Source organism: Pinirhizobacter sp. (assembly GCF_036499745.1).
Classification (GTDB): Bacteria; Pseudomonadota; Gammaproteobacteria; order Xanthomonadales; family Rhodanobacteraceae; genus Pinirhizobacter.
Genome location: NZ_DASYDG010000030.1, coordinates 84,838 through 100,882, shown reverse-complemented (window position 1 = coordinate 100,882; position 16,045 = coordinate 84,838). Strand labels below are relative to the sequence as shown.

Annotated in this window: 17 protein-coding genes; 12 read left to right on the top strand and 5 right to left on the bottom strand. The window is 64.9% G+C overall.

What is annotated here, in order from left to right; translation table 11 throughout:
• Positions 1-20: 20 nt before the first annotated feature.
• From ubiG to folE2, 4 genes are all read left to right on the top strand, one after another.
• Positions 21-734: a bifunctional 2-polyprenyl-6-hydroxyphenol methylase/3-demethylubiquinol 3-O-methyltransferase UbiG gene (gene ubiG / locus VGM61_RS10675; protein WP_331522790.1), complete on the top strand. Its 714-nt coding sequence runs from the start codon at positions 21-23 to the stop codon at positions 732-734.
• The gene (locus VGM61_RS10670; RefSeq protein ID WP_331522789.1) at positions 731-1,408 is read left to right on the top strand and encodes an HAD-IA family hydrolase; all 678 of its coding nucleotides are present in this window, start codon (positions 731-733) and stop codon (positions 1,406-1,408) included. Before ubiG ends, VGM61_RS10670 begins: the two co-directional genes overlap by 4 nt.
• On the top strand, positions 1,405-2,250 hold the full coding sequence (locus VGM61_RS10665) for a squalene/phytoene synthase family protein (protein ID WP_331522788.1): 846 nt from the start codon (positions 1,405-1,407) through the stop codon (positions 2,248-2,250). The genes VGM61_RS10670 and VGM61_RS10665 overlap by 4 nt, the downstream gene beginning before the upstream one ends.
• Before the next feature lie 110 nt (positions 2,251-2,360).
• Positions 2,361-3,287 (top strand): GTP cyclohydrolase FolE2, encoded by a 927-nt coding sequence (folE2, locus tag VGM61_RS10660; protein WP_331522787.1) that lies wholly within the window; start codon positions 2,361-2,363, stop codon positions 3,285-3,287.
• On the opposite strand, the gene VGM61_RS10655 is transcribed toward folE2, so the two are convergent.
• The 3 genes from VGM61_RS10655 to yidD are packed head-to-tail and all read right to left on the bottom strand — an operon-like array spanning position 3,284 to position 5,678.
• Positions 3,284-4,057 (bottom strand): M23 family metallopeptidase, encoded by a 774-nt coding sequence (locus VGM61_RS10655; RefSeq protein WP_331522951.1) that lies wholly within the window; start codon positions 4,055-4,057, stop codon positions 3,284-3,286. The two genes, folE2 and VGM61_RS10655, sit on opposite strands and share 4 nt — an antisense overlap.
• 29 nt (positions 4,058-4,086) lie before the next feature.
• The gene (locus tag VGM61_RS10650; protein WP_331522786.1) at positions 4,087-5,424 is read right to left on the bottom strand and encodes a dihydroorotase; all 1,338 of its coding nucleotides are present in this window, start codon (positions 5,422-5,424) and stop codon (positions 4,087-4,089) included.
• Entirely contained in the window at positions 5,421-5,678 is a 258-nt protein-coding gene (gene yidD, locus VGM61_RS10645) for a membrane protein insertion efficiency factor YidD (RefSeq protein ID WP_331522785.1), read from the bottom strand. The genes VGM61_RS10650 and yidD overlap by 4 nt, the downstream gene beginning before the upstream one ends.
• 161 nt (positions 5,679-5,839) lie before the next feature.
• On the opposite strand from yidD, the gene dksA reads away from it, so the two are divergent.
• On the top strand, positions 5,840-6,955 hold the full coding sequence (gene dksA, locus VGM61_RS10640) for an RNA polymerase-binding protein DksA (protein ID WP_331522784.1): 1,116 nt from the start codon (positions 5,840-5,842) through the stop codon (positions 6,953-6,955).
• Positions 6,956-6,995: 40 nt separating this feature from the next.
• On the opposite strand, the gene VGM61_RS10635 is transcribed toward dksA, so the two are convergent.
• A complete protein-coding gene (locus VGM61_RS10635) occupies positions 6,996-7,442 on the bottom strand; it encodes a SufE family protein (RefSeq protein WP_331522783.1) in 447 nt (148 codons plus the stop codon).
• Positions 7,439-8,812 (bottom strand): cysteine--tRNA ligase, encoded by a 1,374-nt coding sequence (gene cysS / locus VGM61_RS10630; RefSeq protein ID WP_331522781.1) that lies wholly within the window; start codon positions 8,810-8,812, stop codon positions 7,439-7,441. The genes VGM61_RS10635 and cysS overlap by 4 nt, the downstream gene beginning before the upstream one ends.
• Positions 8,813-8,957: 145 nt before the next feature.
• Here cysS and VGM61_RS10625 point away from each other — a divergent pair, with 145 nt between their 5' ends.
• From VGM61_RS10625 to argC, 7 genes are all read left to right on the top strand, one after another.
• Positions 8,958-9,515: a glycine zipper 2TM domain-containing protein gene (locus tag VGM61_RS10625; protein ID WP_331522780.1), complete on the top strand. Its 558-nt coding sequence runs from the start codon at positions 8,958-8,960 to the stop codon at positions 9,513-9,515.
• Between the two features lie 299 nt (positions 9,516-9,814).
• The gene (locus VGM61_RS10620; protein ID WP_331522779.1) at positions 9,815-10,822 is read left to right on the top strand and encodes an N-acetylornithine carbamoyltransferase; all 1,008 of its coding nucleotides are present in this window, start codon (positions 9,815-9,817) and stop codon (positions 10,820-10,822) included.
• 7 nt (positions 10,823-10,829) lie between these two features.
• Complete coding sequence (locus tag VGM61_RS10615; RefSeq protein ID WP_331522778.1) at positions 10,830-11,441, top strand: FMN-binding negative transcriptional regulator; 612 nt, start codon at positions 10,830-10,832, stop codon at positions 11,439-11,441.
• Positions 11,442-11,473: 32 nt separating this feature from the next.
• Positions 11,474-12,664 (top strand): argininosuccinate synthase, encoded by a 1,191-nt coding sequence (locus VGM61_RS10610; protein WP_331522777.1) that lies wholly within the window; start codon positions 11,474-11,476, stop codon positions 12,662-12,664.
• Positions 12,661-13,788 (top strand): acetylornithine deacetylase, encoded by a 1,128-nt coding sequence (locus tag VGM61_RS10605; RefSeq protein WP_331522776.1) that lies wholly within the window; start codon positions 12,661-12,663, stop codon positions 13,786-13,788. The genes VGM61_RS10610 and VGM61_RS10605 overlap by 4 nt, the downstream gene beginning before the upstream one ends.
• A 37-nt stretch (positions 13,789-13,825) precedes the next feature.
• Positions 13,826-15,094: an acetylglutamate kinase gene (locus VGM61_RS10600; protein WP_414694861.1), complete on the top strand. Its 1,269-nt coding sequence runs from the start codon at positions 13,826-13,828 to the stop codon at positions 15,092-15,094.
• Positions 15,091-16,041 (top strand): N-acetyl-gamma-glutamyl-phosphate reductase, encoded by a 951-nt coding sequence (argC, locus tag VGM61_RS10595; protein WP_331522774.1) that lies wholly within the window; start codon positions 15,091-15,093, stop codon positions 16,039-16,041. The genes VGM61_RS10600 and argC overlap by 4 nt, the downstream gene beginning before the upstream one ends.
• Positions 16,042-16,045 lie beyond the last annotated feature (4 nt).

Below are 16,045 nucleotides of genomic sequence, written 5' to 3'. Positions count from 1 at the left end.
TGGCACTCGAAGGAAATCTCATGGAACACGCCACGAACGCCAATGTCAGTGCCGCGGAAATCGCCCGTTTCGGCAAACTCGCGACGGGCTGGTGGGATCCAAACGGCGAATCGCGCCCGCTGCACGACCTGAACCCCGTGCGCGCCGGTTTCATCGCCGATCGCATCACCCTGCGCGGCGCCAGGGTGGCGGATGTAGGCTGCGGTGGAGGCTTGCTGAGCGAAGCCCTTGCCCGTGCCGGGGCTCAGGTCACCGGCATCGATCTTGGCGAGAAGGTGATCGGCATCGCCAGATTGCATCTGTATGAATCCAATCTTTCCGTGGACTACCGCGTGCAGGGCTCGCATGAGCTTGCGCTCGCCGAAGCCGATACATTCGACGCGGTCTGCTGCATGGAGCTGATCGAGCACGTCCCCGATCCTGCCGCGCTGGTGCAGGATCTCGCCCGCATGGTGAAGCCGGGCGGCCGAGTATTCATGAGCACCATCAACCGCACGCCGCTGGCCTTCGGTGCGGCCATCGTCGGCGCCGAATACATCACCCGCATGTTGCCGCGTGGCACGCACCACTACGCGCAGTTCCTCAAGCCCTCCGAGCTAGGCGCCCTGCTGCGCCGGGCAGGGCTGGAACTCGATGAGGTCAAGGGCCTGGGGTACAACCCGCTTTCGCGCAAGGCCTGGCTCACTGGCATGACACAGGTGAATTACATCCTTGCCGCGACGCGGCCGGCATGAAGCCATTGCCGCAGCCGCTGGCCGGGGTATTCCTGGACCTCGACGGCACCATCCTCGATACCGCGCTTGATCTGTATGCCGCGCTTGAATCGGTGTGCGCCGACGACGGCGTGTCACCCCCGCCATTCGACATGGTTCGGCAGGTGGTTTCGCGTGGTTCCCGCGCCATCCTGGCCACGGCCTACCCACATGATTCCAGTGCAAGCCTGATCGAACGCATGCCCGGCTACCTCGCCCGCTACGAGCGTGACATCGCGGTGCATACACGTGCGTTTGATGGCATGGATGAAACTTTGCTGGCGTTGGAAGAACGAGGCGTGCCCTGGGGCATCGTCACCAACAAGCCCGGTTTCCTCACCGACCGCCTGCTGGCTGCGTTGAAGATGGACCTGCGCGCGGCAAGCGTGGTGTCCGGCGATACACTGCCTGTGAAGAAGCCCGATCCGGCGCCCGTGCTGCTGGCGTGCGAACGGGCCGGTGTCGATCCTTCCCAATGCCTGTTCGTCGGCGACGATCGCCGTGACGTCGAGGCCGGACGCGCTGCCGGGTGTTATACCGTGGCCGTGGGTTGGGGTTACCTCGACGGTGGCGACCCGCGCACCTGGGGCGCGGACCTCGTGGTGGACACCGTAGCCGAGTTCGCAGCGGTGCTGGGCTTGCCCGTACACGCATGAGCGACGCGGCATTCCAGAGTTACGTCGATCAATGGCTGGCTTCCGATCCGCAGCAGCGGGTGGCCCTGGGCTTCCTGGATCCTGCATCGCGCAACGGCCATGTCGCTCTGGCGGCCTTCGAACGGGAGATCGTGGGCGCTGCCTACGGCATCCGCGAGGCGCAGGTGGCTGCGGTGAAGCTCAACTGGTGGGCCGAGGAGCTCTCCGGCGCCCGTGCCAGTGGAGGACGTCATCCGCTTACCCGGGTGTTGTTCAACCAGCCCCAGGCCGATGTCCTGCCCATGGAGTTCTGGATTGCGCCCGTGCTGGCCGCGATGGGCCAGCTCGAGGAAGGTACCGCGGCCGATTTCCCGGCCCAGGTAGCGGCCACCACTATCCTGCATGGCGCCCTGGCCCGGCTGGAGACGGGCTGGTGGTTTGGCGCCGGCGCCGACCCCGGCCGGGCCACCGCGGTGGCCACCCAGGCCCATCTGCTCGGATCGCTGGCCATGGTGGACGAGCAAGCCGAAGTTGAGCGCCTGGCCCTGCCGATGGCACGCATGGCGCGTTTTGGCCTCACCCGCGCTGGTTTGCGTATGGACGGCCCAGCCCGTCGCGACGCGGTGAAAGCGCAGGCGGGCGATATCGCCGCGGCCCTGCGCCAGGCGGCCGCACCCGGCGCGCCGCTGTCGCTATTCCGCGCCATGACGCTCCGCCAGGCCCGGCGCCGGGCGGAACAGGCTGCCCGGGCTGTGGAGCCGCTGGCCGTGCTCAAGCAGCCACCTGCCGTGGGCGGTCCCAGCACCGCGCTATTCGCCTGGCGCGCTGCGCGGAACTCCCGTCGGGCGACCCAATCCCGATAGGAACATGGGCCGAACGCAGCGTTCGCCGGCACTCACCATTGCCATGACCCCGCCCCAGCCCCATTGTGATCGACTAGCTGCCCGCCTCCCCGCGCCAGGAACTGTTTGCCATGTTCAATGAAGACCGCCCCTCCTCATCGCTGCCGGACGTGGCCTCGCTGCCGCACGCCTCAGGCTCCGGTGTCCTGGACTGGGTAGGCATGGATGGTATGGAAATGCCGGTGCAGTTCGACGCCGGAGACGGCCAGGTGCGTCAGACCAGTGCCCGCGTCGGGGCCTTCGTCAACCTGGCCAGGGAAGACGCCCGCGGCATCCACATGTCCCGCCTGTATCTGCTGGTGGACGAAGCGCTGAGCGCCGGCCCGGTGGATGAGGCGATGCTGCGCAGGCTTCTCGAATCGTTCCTGGCCTCCCACGAGGGGCTGTCCGATGCCGCGCGCGTGGTGATCCACTTTGATCAACTCATCCGCCGTCGCGCCCTGCGCAGCGACAACAGCGGTTGGCGCGCGTATCCCGTGCGGCTGGAAGCGGTACTTGCCGATGGCAAGTTCAGCATGGAAATCGGTACGGATGTCGTGTACTCCTCTACGTGCCCTGCCTCCGCTGCGCTATCGCGGCAGATGATCCAGCAACGCTTCGCTGAGGATTTCAAACCCGGCCAAGCGCTTGAACACGAGGTGATCCTGCGCTGGCTGGGCACGGAGAAAGGCATCGTGGCCACGCCGCATGCCCAGCGCAGCACGGCCAAGCTGTGTATCCGCCCGGCGGCGATGAACCCGCCGAAGCTGCTGGCGATCATCGACGCGGTGGAAGCGTCGCTCGGCACCGCGGTGCAGACGGCGGTCAAGCGCGAGGACGAACAGGCCTTCGCACTGGCCAACGGTGCCAACCTGATGTTCTGCGAAGATGCCGCCCGCCGCGTGCAGCAAACCCTCGATGCCATGCCTGGCATCGCCGATTTCCACGTACGCATCGCGCATCACGAAAGCCTGCATCCTCACGATGCCGTGGCCTATGCGGGCAAGGGCCTGACTTAAGGCTTGTCGATCCCCGGCAGCAGCAGGGGATCGAGCCTCACGCCAAACCAGTTGAAGCCCCAGTGCACGTGCGGCCCGGTGGCGCGTCCGGTCATGCCGGCCGCGCCGATCACCTGGCCCTGGACAAGGTGTTGGCCGGGTTTCACGTCGATACGCGACATGTGCAGGAAGTTCGATGACAGCCCGAAGCCGTGGTCGATCACCACGGTACCGCCGGTGAGATAAAGGCTGGGCTTTGCGAAGGTCACGATACCCGCCGCCGGTGCCTTGATCGGCGTGCCGGTGGGAACGGCGATATCCATGCCCGAATGGGGAGCCTTCGGATCGCCGTTGTAGATACGCTGGTTGCCGAAGCGGCCGCTGATGCGGCCGGTGACCGGCCATATGAAGCCATGGGCGAAGTCTTCGCGGTTGTCGTCGCGGCTGCGTACGGCGGCGACTTCAGCCTGCTCACGGGCGATGCGTGCGGCCAGCGCCGGATCGGGATTTACCGTTTGCGGCGGCAAACCCGTAACGCGCTCGATCGGCCAGTCACGTGCTTCGATCGCAATCGCTATGTGGCGCACGGTGCCTCGGGGGCCGGTCACGTCGACATTCAGCGGCCCCTGTTCGTCGCGACCTGCACCGAACACCACCGTGCCGTCGCCGCCCACGCGCACGTCCTTGCCCGCCACGGTAACGCGAGAGCCTGGAGGCACATGGGCCACCACGATGCCGCCCTGGGAAAGCCGGGCAGGGATCGGCGCCGCGCTGGCGGCGAAGACTGCCAGGAGCGCGGCGGGAGCCGCAAACCAGTACCTCAACGCGCGAACGCCAGCCGCTGGCCGCGTACGGAGTCGTCCACCTTCTCACCGTCCCACACGCGCTGGCCGTTGACGAAGGTAGCGGCGATGCTGGCGGTGAAGGTGGTGCCCTCGAACGGCGACCAGCCGCACTTGGACAGCACTTCATCGCGCGTGACGGTGTGCGGCGTGTTCGGATCCACCAGCACCAGGTCCGCGGCGTAGCCTTCGCGCAGGAAGCCGCGGTCGACCACGTCGAACAGGATCGCCGGGGCATGGCACACGGCTTCGACCACGCGCTCAAGGGTGAGCTTGCCCTCGATCACGCGCTCGATCGCAGCCTGCAGGGCGTACTGCACCAGTGGCAGGCCCGAAGGTGCCTTGTCGTATTTTCCGGCCTTTTCTTCCAAAAGGTGCGGCGCGTGGTCGGTGGCCAGCACGTCGATGCGGCCTTCAGCCACCGCGCGGGTGATCGCTTCGCGGTCCGACGCCATCTTGATCGCCGGGTTGCATTTGATCAGGAAGCCTTTTTCTTCGTAATCATCGGCATCGAAATGCAGGTAGTGCACGCAGGTCTCGGCGGTGATCCGCTTGCTGGCCACCGGGCCAGGCTCGAACAGGGCCAGTTCCTCGGCGGTGGAAATGTGCAGCACATGCAGGCGGGTGTCGTGCTTGCGGGCAAGTTCGATGGCAAGCCGGGTGCTTTTGATGCAGGCCTCGCGCGAGCGGATCAGCGGGTGTTCACGCGCGGGAATGTCCTCGCCGTACTTTTCGTGTGCCCGGGCCAGGTTTGCGTCGATCATCGGGGTGTCTTCACAGTGCGTGATGATCACCGTCGGGCAATCGCGGAAGATCCCGTCCAGTACCTCGGGGTCGTCCACCAGCATGTTGCCGGTAGAGGCTCCCATGAACACCTTCACACCCGGGGAGGTGGTCGGATCGAGCGCGCGGATCGCTTCGAGGTTGTCGTTGCTGGCACCCATGTAAAAGGCGTAGTTCACCGCGGAGGTTTCGGCCGCACGGGTGTACTTCGCTTCCAGCGTGTCGCGGTCGAGCGCCGGCGGCCTGGTGTTGGGCATTTCCATGAAGCTGGTGATGCCGCCGGCGGCGCAGGCACGCGATTCGTGGCCTATGTCAGCTTTGTGGGTAAGGCCCGGTTCACGGAAGTGCACCTGGTCGTCGATCATGCCGGGCAGCAACCACAGGCCCGTGGCGTCAATCACCTGTTCGCCGTCCTCGGGGGTCAGTTCCCGGGCAATGGCGGCGATGCGGCCGTCGCGGACGCGTACGTCGGCGTGCAGCCGCTTGTTCTCGTTGATCAATTCAGCGTTACGGATCAGCCACGCATTGGTCATGGAATCTGCTCTCCATGCGCGCGACAGCGCGCGAAGGTGAAATGGTCGGGGACGGGGTCGTGACCCCCGGTACACAGGGGCTGGCAGCGAAGCAGCCGCCATGCGGCCAGCACACTGCCACGTGACGCCCCGAAACGCGCGATCGCCACCCGGGCGTAATCCGAACAGCTGGGATGGAAACGGCAGCGCTGGCCCAGTAGCGGGCTAATCCAGCGCTTGTACTGACGCAACAGCCATTGCAGGAATCGGGACACGGGGCGGTTCGGGGTACTCGTGATTGGGAGGCGGCTGTCGTGGAGTGTATGGCGCCCCGACGACAGTGGAAGGGGCTAGTATTTCAGAAGGCGGTTGCCGGGGTAAGTCATATTCGGCTATAACAGCCCGCCGCCGGGGGGGCGAACACTGGGTGAAGGACATGGTGAAGAACACACGTAGTTCTGCAGTATCCAAGACTCCGGCCAAGAAAGCGGCAGGTGGTGCCAGTGAGGCCAGGAAGCCGGCCAAGCCGGTAGCCCAGGCCGCCAAGGCAGCGAAAGCCGTCAAGGCCACCAAGGCGTCCAAGGCGGTGAAGACCGTGAAGACGCCGGCCAAGAAACCGGTGGCCAAGCCCGCGCCGGCGAAGAAAACCGTCGCAAAGGCACCGGTGAAAAAAGCCGCGCCCGCCACCAAGAAGGCAACGCCCGTGAAGAAGGCAGCACCCGTGGCGAAGAAAGCCGCGCCCGTCAAGACCGCGCCGGTGAAGAAGGCGACTGCCAAGACACCGTCGAAGGCACCCGCCAAAACCGTGCCAGCGAAAAAACCTGTAGGAAAAACGCCCATCGTGGCGAGCAAGAAGGCACAAGTCATCAAGCCTGCGGTACCATCGCCCAAGGTTGCCAAGGCGCCGGTCGCGAAGACCGCCGCTCCCGCACCTGCTGCACCGAGCCGCCACGTGCCCCAGGCCGCGGCCGGCAAATCCGCCACGGCCACGTCGGTCGCGCCTCGCAAGGCGTCGGCGGTGGGCAGTTCCTCACACAAGAACGAAAAGTCTGCGCAATCACGAATGAATAGTCTTGCTTCTGCTTCGAACGACAACGGCGTCACCCGTGAAGACGGGCGCTACGCTTTGCCCGCCACGACCACTGTGGACCTCCCCAAGGGCTACCGCCCGAAGGGCGACGAGGAATACATGAATCCCCGTCACCTGGCCTACTTCCGCAACAAGCTGCGCGATTGGCGCGACCAGTTGGTGGAAGAATCGCGCCAGACGATGGATAACCTCCGCGAAGAAGTCCGCGATGTCGGCGACGAAGCCGAACGGGCCACCCGCGAAACGGAAAACTCGCTGGAACTTCGTACCCGCGATCGCTACCGCAAGCTCATCTCCAAGATCGACGGTGCACTGCGTCGCATCGAGGACGGCCGCTACGGTTATTGCGAAGAGACAGACGAGGAAATCGGCATCGAGCGCCTGGACGCCCGCCCGATTGCCACGCTATCGCTTGACGCGCAGGAACGGCGCGAGCACCTGCAAAAGCAGATGGGCGACTGACCCATCAACGAAAAACCCCGCTTCGAAGCGGGGTTTTTTTTCAGGCTGCCGTGGCGGCGGCGTAGGCCTTCAGCCGCGCCAGCATGGCGGCAAGGCCATTGCTCCGGGTCGGCGACAAATGCTTGGCCAGGCCGATCTGCTGGATGTAATCCGGTTCCGTGGACACGATCTCCGCCGCCGAACGCCCAGAGTACACGCGCAGGATCAGGGCGATCAGGCCGGACACGATGGCTGAGTCGCTGGTGGCCTGGAAGGTCATGCGCGCGGCATCGCCCGAGGGCACCAGCCACACCATCGACTGGCATCCGTGCACCCGGAATTGCTCTGTCTTGAGCTCTTCGGGGAAGCGTGGCAACTGGCGGCCGAGGTCGATCAGGTACTGGTACCGCTCACTCCAGTCGCTGAAGAAGGCGAACTCCTCGACGATGGCGGCCTGGGCTTCAGCTGCCGTGGGTTCGTGCGGGGCGTTTTCCCGTGGGACGTTCATTTGGCCATGCTCCAGCGTGTGCCTTGCGGGCCATCCTCGATGGTCACGCCCATCGCCGAAAGCTCATCTCGGATGGCATCGGCGCCGGCCCAGTCGCGCGCGGAGCGGGCTTCGCGGCGACGTTGCAGAAGGGTTTCCACGGCGTGGGCATCGACATTCTCACTGATTCCGCGCTTGAACCATGCTTCTGGATCCTGTCCCAGCAGCCCCAGCGCCGCGCCAGCGGCGAGCAGCGTGCCCTTGGCCGCCGGGCGTTCGCCGATCGGTGCTTTGCGCGCGGTATCCGCCAGGTGGGCGATTTCCGCTAATGCTTGCGGCGTGTTGAGGTCGTCGCACAGGGCGGCTTCCACCGCGTCGGGAATCGCCGATTCGATGGGCTCGATGTCGGCCAGGTCGCGCAGCACTCCGTACCAGCTGTCGAGGGTACGAACGGCCTGCTCGATGGTGGCGGGCGACCAGTCAAGCGGCTGGCGGTAATGGCCGCGCAACAGCAGCAGGCGCAACGCCTCGGGCGGGTGCATGTTCAACAGTTCGTGCACCACCAGCACATTGCCCAGAGACTTGGACATCTTTCGGCCTTCCATGTTCAGCAGGCCGTTATGTAGCCAGAACCGGGCGAAGATGCGGCCGCCATGGGCGCAGGTGCTCTGCGCCACCTCGTTCTCGTGATGGGGGAAAACCAGATCCACGCCGCCGGCATGGATGTCGATGGTCTGGCCAAGGTGCGCCGCGCTCATGGCCGAGCACTCGATGTGCCAGCCCGGGCGGCCGCGGCCCCAGGGGCTGTCCCAGCCGGGCAAGGTAGCGTCGGAGGGCTTCCACAGTACGAAATCGGCCGGGTTCCTCTTGTAGGGCGCTACTTCGACGCGTGCGCCGGCGATCATGTCGTCCGGGTCGCGGCCGGAAAGTGCGCCGTAGGCCTCGTAGGATGCTACGTCGAACAGCACGTGGCCCTCTGCCTCGTAGGCGTGGCCGCCGTCGATCAGTTGGCTGATCATTTCTACGATTTGTTCGATATGGGCGGTGGCGCGGGGTTCGATGTCCGGCGGCAGCACGCCCAGGGCGGCCATGTCCTGGCGGTAGGCTTCGGTGAAACGGTCGGTGATCTGCCCGATCGGAACGCCGGCGGCCGCTGCGGCGGCATTGATCTTGTCATCCACGTCGGTGATGTTGCGGGCGAATACCAGCCTGGGGAAATGGCGGCGCAGCAGGCGCGCCAGCACGTCGAACACCACGGCAGGGCGGGCGTTGCCGATGTGGACGTAGTCATACACGGTAGGGCCGCACAGGTACATCGTCACCCGTTCAGGGTCGGCCGGGACGAACACTTCGTTACGGCGGGTGAGGGTGTTGTGCAGGGTAATCGGCATGGACGCTTCCGGGCGGGTTTCAAAGCCAGCCGGACATGGTAGCAAGGCGCCGGTCGGCTGGTCATATTCTAAGCGTCGATTCAGCGTGAACCAACGAAAATACCGCCATGCGCAGGCCCTGCGCCTTTTTTCGGAGACCGCTAGCATGTCCCGTTTCGTCCTTCCCGCCCTGTTGCTTGCCTTTGCGACCACGGGGGTCTTCGCGCAGGACGGCCGCTACGGTCCGCCACCGCCACCCCCGCCGTCGGGCGACGTCGATAATGCGCATTTCGGTTGGGCCGACGTGCTTCGCGTGGATCCGGTCTACGGCATCGCACGCACCGAAACCCCGCGCCAGGAATGCTACGACCAGCAAGTCACCACCCAGAGCCGTGGCACCGGCAGCGCAGCGGGCACCATCCTGGGTGCCGTGGTCGGTGGCGTCCTGGGCAACACCATCGGCCACGGTGACGGCCGCAAGGCTGCCACGGTAGCCGGCGCGGTGGCCGGCGGCGCCGTCGGCAACGCCGCCAGCCGCGGTCCGGATGGCAGCTACACCAGTACCCAGACCACCTGCCGCGATGTACGCGCCGTATCCGAGCAGCGCCGCATCATGGGTTACGACGTCGAATACCGTTATCGCGGCGAGGTCTACAACTCGCGGCTGGCCTACGACCCGGGCGAGCGCCTCCGGGTCCGCGTCTCGGTCTCCCCGGCCGATTGACCCCTGGTAGAAGAAGCCGCCCCCGGGCGGCTTCTTTCTTCTTGCGCATCGCACCAAACCCGGTCATGATTACCGTTCACCTTCCGGAATTTCCATGTCCGCAGCCGTCTATACCGCCGAAGTCCTTACCAGCGCCCGCATGGCAGCCGGGATGACTTCGCGTGCTCGTCGACCGCTGATCGGACATGGCGCCGGGTAGGCTGTCGCACGCGTTCCAAGCGTATCGATGAGTAAACCCGGCCACCGCGCCGGGTTTTTTTGTTTTCGTCCCGAGCTTTGACCTTTCCTGGAACCCTCAGATGACCGTCCGCCATTTTCTCACCACGCAGGATTACAGCCGCGCCGAGATCGACGCGCTGCTCGACCAGGCGGCTGCCTTCAAGCGCAGCAAGCAAGGCCGGCAGATGGCGGGAAAGTCCATCGCCCTGATGTTCTTCAACCCTTCCATGCGCACCCGCACCAGCTTCGAGCTGGGCGCCTTCCAGCTGGGCGGGCACGCCATCGTGCTCGCGCCGGGCAAGGATGCCTGGCCGATTGAGTTCGAGGTGGGCACGGTGATGGATGGCGATACCGAAGAGCACATCGCGGAGGTTGCCCGCGTGCTTTCGCGCTACGTGGACATGATCGCCGTGCGCGCCTTCCCGAAGTTCATCGACTGGAACGAAGACCGCAAAGACAAGGTGATCGCCGCGTTCGCCAGGCATGCCACGGTGCCGGTGGTGAACATGGAGACCATCACCCATCCTTGCCAGGAACTGGCCCACGCCATGGCCATGCGCGAGCACCTGGGTGATCTTTCGAAAAAGAAATACGTACTCACCTGGACCTACCACCCCAAGCCGCTCAATACGGCGGTGGCGAACTCGGCGCTGCTGATCGCCACCAAGATGGGCATGGACGTCACCCTGCTGTGTCCCACACCCGATTACATCCTGGACGAACGCTACATGGCCTACGGCCGCGAGAACGCCCAGGCCAACGGTGGTTCGCTGCGCGTGTCGCACGACATCGAAGAGGCCTATACCGGCGCGCACGTCGTGTACGCCAAGAGCTGGGGCGCGATCCCGTTCTTCGGCCGTTGGGATGAAGAAAAACCCATCCGTGATGCCAACAGGCATTTCATCGTGGACGAAGCAAAGATGGCGCTGACCGACGACGGGCTGTTCAGCCATTGCCTGCCGCTGCGCAGGAATGTCAAGGCGACGGACGCAGTGATGGATTCGCCCGCCTGCATTGCCATCGATGAGGCCGAGAACCGCCTGCACGTGCAGAAGGCCGTGATGGCCTCGTTGCTGGCCGGGCACTGACGGCGGTATGTATACGCCCGCCGCCTTCGCCGAAAGCCGCACTGATGTCGTGCACGCCCTGGTGCGTGCGCATCCGTTCGCCACGGTGATCGTGCAGGGCGATGGCGGCTCCGTCGTCAACCACCTGCCGATGGAGTGGGTGGATGGCAACCTGCATGGCCACGTGGCCCGCGGCAACGAATTGGCATCGTTCGACGGCGCCACGGTGCTGGCGATCTTCCACGGGCCCGATGGCTATATCAGCCCGAACTGGTACCCCAGCAAGCACGAGACCGGCCGCGAGGTTCCCACCTGGAATTACGCCGTGGCCCATGTGCATGGGCGGCTGCGCGTGACGCAGGATAGAACCTGGCTGCGCGGCTTGCTCGAACGGCTAACCGACCGCTTCGAGGCCAGCGAACCCGCCCCGTGGCACGTGCACGATGCGCCGGCCGACCACGTTGAAAAAATGCTCGGTGCGATCAGCGGCATCGAGATACTCATCGAGCGTGTCGAGGCGAAATACAAATTGAACCAGAACCATCCGCCGGCCAACCGTGCTGGTGTCGTCGCCGGGCTGCGCCGGCGCGGTGCACCCGGTGACGCCGCACTCGCCGACCTCATGACCTCCCACGTTTGAAGAACCAAAATTCCCAGGACACATACTTACCCATGAGCAAAGACATCGTTCTCGCCTTCTCCGGCGGCCTCGACACCAGCTTCTGCGTGCCTTACCTGCAGGAGCGTGGCTGGGCCGTGCACACCGTGTTCGCCGATACCGGCGGCGTCGATGCCGAGGAACGCGCTTTCATCGAAGAGCGCGCCGCGGAGCTCAAGGTGGCCAGCCACCGCACCGTCGATGGCGGTCCGGCGATCTGGGAAGGCTTCGTCAAGCCGTTTGTGCACGCCGGCGAGGGCTACCAGGGCCAGTACCCGCTGCTGGTGTCCGATCGTTACCTGATCGTCGATGCGGCCATTGCCCGCGCGAAGGAACTGGGCACGCGCGCCATCGCCCACGGCTGTACCGGCATGGGTAACGACCAGGTCCGCTTCGACCTCGCCGTGAAGGCACTGGGCGACTACGAGATCGTCGCCCCGATCCGCGAAATCCAGAAGGAACACACGCAGACGCGTGCCTACGAACAGGCGTACCTGGAAGAACGCGGCTTCGAAGTGCGCGCCAAGCAGAAGAGCTACACCATCAACGAGAACCTGCTTGGCGTCACGCTTTCCGGCGGCGAAATCGACCACTGGAAGGAACCGGGCGAGGGCGCCCGTGGCTGGTGCAAGCCGCGCGCCGAATGGCCTGCCGAAGCGCTGAAGGTGACGATCGGCTTCGAGAAGGGCGAGGCGGTTTCCATCGACGGGGAAAAACTCCCCGGCGCCAGGCTGCTGGCAAAGTTGAATGCGCTGTTCGCCCCATACGGTGTGGGCCGTGGCATGTACACCGGCGACACGACGATCGGCCTGAAGGGTCGCATCGTGTATGAAGCACCGGGCCTGATCAGCCTTCTCGCCGCGCATCGCGCGCTGGAGGAAGCCGTACTGACCAAGCAGCAGAACCGCTTCAAGCCGGAGGTCGCCCGCAAGTGGGTGGAAGTGGTGTACGAAGGTTTCTTCCACGACCCGGTCAAGACGGATCTCGAAGCGTACCTCACCTCCAGCCAGGCCTGCGTGACCGGTGAAGTGGTGCTGCGCACGGAAGGTGCCCAGGTGACCGCCGTGGAAATCCGCTCGCCGCATATCCTCAACGCCAAGGGTGCCACCTATGCGCAGTCGGCCGACTGGGGCGTGGCCGAGGCCGAAGGCTTCATCAAGCTCTTCGGCATGAGCTCTACCCTCTGGGCTGAAGTGAACCGATGAGTACCGCTGAACCCACCATCGACGGGGCGGCCCTGCTCAAGGCAACGCTTGCGCACCTGGGCGCGCTGGTCAGCCATGACACGCGCAATCCGCCGCGCGAGATCGGCACCGGCGGGATATTCGACTACCTGCGCGACCAGCTGCAGGGTTTCGACGTCTCGGTGACCGACTACGGCGCGGGCGCGGTCACCTTGTTCGCCACGCGGGGAAACCCGAAGTACCTGTTCAATGTGCATCTGGACACCGTGCCTGATTCGCCGCACTGGACTCAGGACCCACACACCTTGACGGTGACCGAAGACCGCGCCATCGGTCTGGGTGCCTGCGACATCAAGGGTGCCGCGGCGGCCTTGGTGGCCGTGGCCCAGGCATCGAAGGGCGACATGGCTATCCTGCTGTCCACGGATGAAGAAGCCAACGATGCACGCTGTATCGACGGCTTCCTGAAAACCCATCCCCGTTACGAAGCGGTGATCGTCGCCGAGCCCACCCGCGGCGAGGCCGTGCTGGCGCACCGTGGCATCCACTCGGTGCAGATGCGATTCAAGGGCCAGGCAGGGCACGCCTCGGGCGACCAGCGCCCTTCCGACAGTGCCTTGCACCAGGCCATTCGCTGGGGAGCCGCCGCGCTGGATTTCCAGCAGGCACAGTCGCACGAGCGCTTCGGTGGCTTGACGGGCCTGCGTTTCAACATCGGCAAGGTCGAAGGTGGCATCAAGGCCAACATGATTGCCCCCACCGGCGACATCCGCTTCGGTTTCCGTCCCCTGCCGTCGATGGATGCCGACCGCATGCTTGAGACCTTCCGCACCCTGGTCGAGCCCCAGCCCGTGGAATACGGCGAGACCTTCCGTGGCGATTCGCTTCCTGCCGGCGACACGGCCACCGCCGAAGCCCGCCGCCTGGCTGCGCGCGACATCGCCGATGAACTAGGCATCCCCGTGGGCAACGCCGTGGACTTCTGGACGGAAGCGGCGCTCTTCTCCGCGGCCGGCTTCATCTCGTTCGTCTACGGTCCCGGGGACATCGCCCAGGCGCATACCGCCAATGAGTGGGTCGCCCTTGCCCAACTGGAAGACTACGCCCGCACCATCTACAGGATCGTGGACAGTGGAAACGCATAAGCACACGCGAAAAACCATTGTGCGCCTGCTCTCGAGCATGGGCAGCGCACGGGAAATCCAGCAGTACCTGAAGCGCTTCTCGCAGCTCGACGCCAGTCGCTTCGCGGTGGTGAAGGTCGGCGGCGCGGTGCTGCGCGATGACTTGCCCGCGCTCACCTCATCGCTGGCCTTCCTGCAGCAGGTAGGCCTGACACCCATCGTGCTGCACGGTGCCGGCCCGCAGCTGGACGAAGAACTCGCAGCCGCGGGCATCGTCAAACAGACCGTCGGCGGCCTGCGCGTTACCTCGCCTGAGGCTTTGGCCATCGTACGCCGCGTGTTCCAGGCCCAGAACCTGCGGCTGGTGGAAGCGCTGCAGCAGTCAGACACGCGTGCCACCTCGGTGCCGTCGGGTGTGTTCGCCTCGGACTTCCTTGACCGGGAAACCTACGGACTGGTCGGCAAGGTGCGCGAAATCAACCTGGCGCCGATCGAGGCGAGCCTGCGCGCCGGCTCCATCCCGGTGATCGCCAGCCTGGGCGAAACCGACAGTGGGCAGATACTTAATATCAACGCCGACTTCGCCGCCAACGAGCTGGTGCGCGTGCTGCAGCCCTACAAGATCGTGTTCCTTACCGGCACCGGAGGCCTGCTTGATGGCGAGGGCAGGATCATCGACTCGATCAACCTTTCCACCGAGTACGAGGCGCTGCTGAAGCAACCCTGGCTGCATTCGGGCATGCGTCTGAAGATCGAGCAGATCAAGGATCTGCTCGATGGCCTGCCGTTGACCTCCAGCGTGTCGATCACCCAGCCCTCGGAACTGGCCAAGGAACTGTTCACCCACAAGGGCTCGGGCACGCTCGTGCGTCGTGGCGAGCGCGTGCTGAAGTTCGAATCGTGGCAGGGCGTGGACCTTGACCGCATGCGGAGCCTTGTGGAGTCGAGCTTCGGCCGTGCGGTAGTGGAGGACTACTTCCAGCGCACCAGGCCATTTCGCATCTACGTGAGCGAGAACTACCGCGCCGCGATGATCCTGACCAACGAAGACGGCTATGCCTACCTCGACAAGTTCGCTGTGCTCGACGATGCCCAGGGTGAAGGCCTGGGGCGTGCCGTATGGCAGGTGATGCGCGATGAAAACCCCCGCCTGTTCTGGCGTTCGCGCCATGGCAACGCCATCAATCATTTCTATTACGCCGAATCCGACGGCTGCTACAAGCAGGACCGCTGGAAGGTGTTCTGGTATGGCATGCAGGATTTCGGTGATATCGAACGCTGCGTGACGCATTGCGCCACGCGGCCTGCCACCCTGGTGGAAGCATGACGGCAAAACATATTGGCATCGTCGGCGCCCGCGGGCACACGGGCGCGGAATTGATCCGCCTGGTTCAGGCGCATCCGGGCATGGAACTTGCCTTTGTGTCTTCGCGCGAGCTCGCTGGGCAGCGCGTGGCCGACCACGTCGACGGTTTTACCGGTGAACTTCGCTACGAGAGCCTGGATGCTGCAGGCGTGGCGGCGAAAGGCGCCGACGCCGTGGTGCTGGCCTTGCCCAACGGCAAGGCGGCGCCCTACGTCGAGGCTCTGGACGCGACCAAGCCCGACACGGTGATCGTGGATCTCTCCGCCGACTACCGCTTCAACGAGGCATGGTATTACGGCTTGCCGGAATTGACCCGAGGGCGCTGGCGAGGCCAGAGGAAGGTAAGCAACCCCGGTTGTTATGCCACGGCCATCCAGCTGTCGATCGAGCCGCTGAAGGATCTCCTGGCGGCGCCGCCGGTGTCTTTCGGCGTGTCGGGCTATTCCGGTGCCGGCACGACGCCTTCGGACAAGAATGATCCGGAAAAACTCCGCGACAACCTGATGCCGTACTCGCTCACCGGCCACACGCACGAACGGGAAGCCAGCCGCCACCTTGGCGTGCCGGTGGAATTCCTGCCTCACGTGGCGCCGCATTTCCGCGGGCTTACCGTCACCACCAATATCTACCTGGTGCGCCCGGTGAAGCTCGAAGACATCACCACGCGCTTCCGCCAGCGCTATGCCGGGGAGCCTTTGGTGAAGGTGCTCGATGAAGCGCCGTGGGTAAGCCGCATTGCCCATAAGCATCATGCCGAGGTGGGCGGGTTCACCGTGTCCAACGACGGCAAGCGCGTGGTAGTGGTGGCAACGCTGGATAACCTCCTGAAAGGCGCGGCCACCCAGGCCATGCAGAATTTAAACCAGGTACTCGGGTTCGACGAGTTCACCGCCATTCCCAAGGACTAGCCAC

Excerpts from the sequence above, each read along its gene's own strand:
- VGM61_RS10605 (WP_331522776.1), top strand. The coding sequence starts at position 12,661 with ATGAGTACCGCTGAACCCACCATCGACGGGGCGGCCCTGCTCAAGGCA.
- VGM61_RS10620 (WP_331522779.1), top strand. The coding sequence starts at position 9,815 with ATGACCGTCCGCCATTTTCTCACCACGCAGGATTACAGCCGCGCCGAG.
- VGM61_RS10625 (WP_331522780.1), top strand. The coding sequence starts at position 8,958 with ATGTCCCGTTTCGTCCTTCCCGCCCTGTTGCTTGCCTTTGCGACCACG.
- VGM61_RS10610 (WP_331522777.1), top strand. The coding sequence starts at position 11,474 with ATGAGCAAAGACATCGTTCTCGCCTTCTCCGGCGGCCTCGACACCAGC.
- folE2 (WP_331522787.1), top strand. The coding sequence starts at position 2,361 with ATGTTCAATGAAGACCGCCCCTCCTCATCGCTGCCGGACGTGGCCTCG.
- ubiG (WP_331522790.1), top strand. The coding sequence starts at position 21 with ATGGAACACGCCACGAACGCCAATGTCAGTGCCGCGGAAATCGCCCGT.
- VGM61_RS10670 (WP_331522789.1), top strand. The coding sequence starts at position 731 with ATGAAGCCATTGCCGCAGCCGCTGGCCGGGGTATTCCTGGACCTCGAC.
- VGM61_RS10635 (WP_331522783.1), bottom strand. The coding sequence starts at position 7,442 with ATGAACGTCCCACGGGAAAACGCCCCGCACGAACCCACGGCAGCTGAA.
- argC (WP_331522774.1), top strand. The coding sequence starts at position 15,091 with ATGACGGCAAAACATATTGGCATCGTCGGCGCCCGCGGGCACACGGGC.
- dksA (WP_331522784.1), top strand. The coding sequence starts at position 5,840 with ATGGTGAAGAACACACGTAGTTCTGCAGTATCCAAGACTCCGGCCAAG.
- VGM61_RS10665 (WP_331522788.1), top strand. The coding sequence starts at position 1,405 with ATGAGCGACGCGGCATTCCAGAGTTACGTCGATCAATGGCTGGCTTCC.
- VGM61_RS10600 (WP_414694861.1), top strand. The coding sequence starts at position 13,826 with ATGGGCAGCGCACGGGAAATCCAGCAGTACCTGAAGCGCTTCTCGCAG.
- cysS (WP_331522781.1), bottom strand. The coding sequence starts at position 8,812 with ATGCCGATTACCCTGCACAACACCCTCACCCGCCGTAACGAAGTGTTC.
- VGM61_RS10650 (WP_331522786.1), bottom strand. The coding sequence starts at position 5,424 with ATGACCAATGCGTGGCTGATCCGTAACGCTGAATTGATCAACGAGAAC.
- VGM61_RS10615 (WP_331522778.1), top strand. The coding sequence starts at position 10,830 with ATGTATACGCCCGCCGCCTTCGCCGAAAGCCGCACTGATGTCGTGCAC.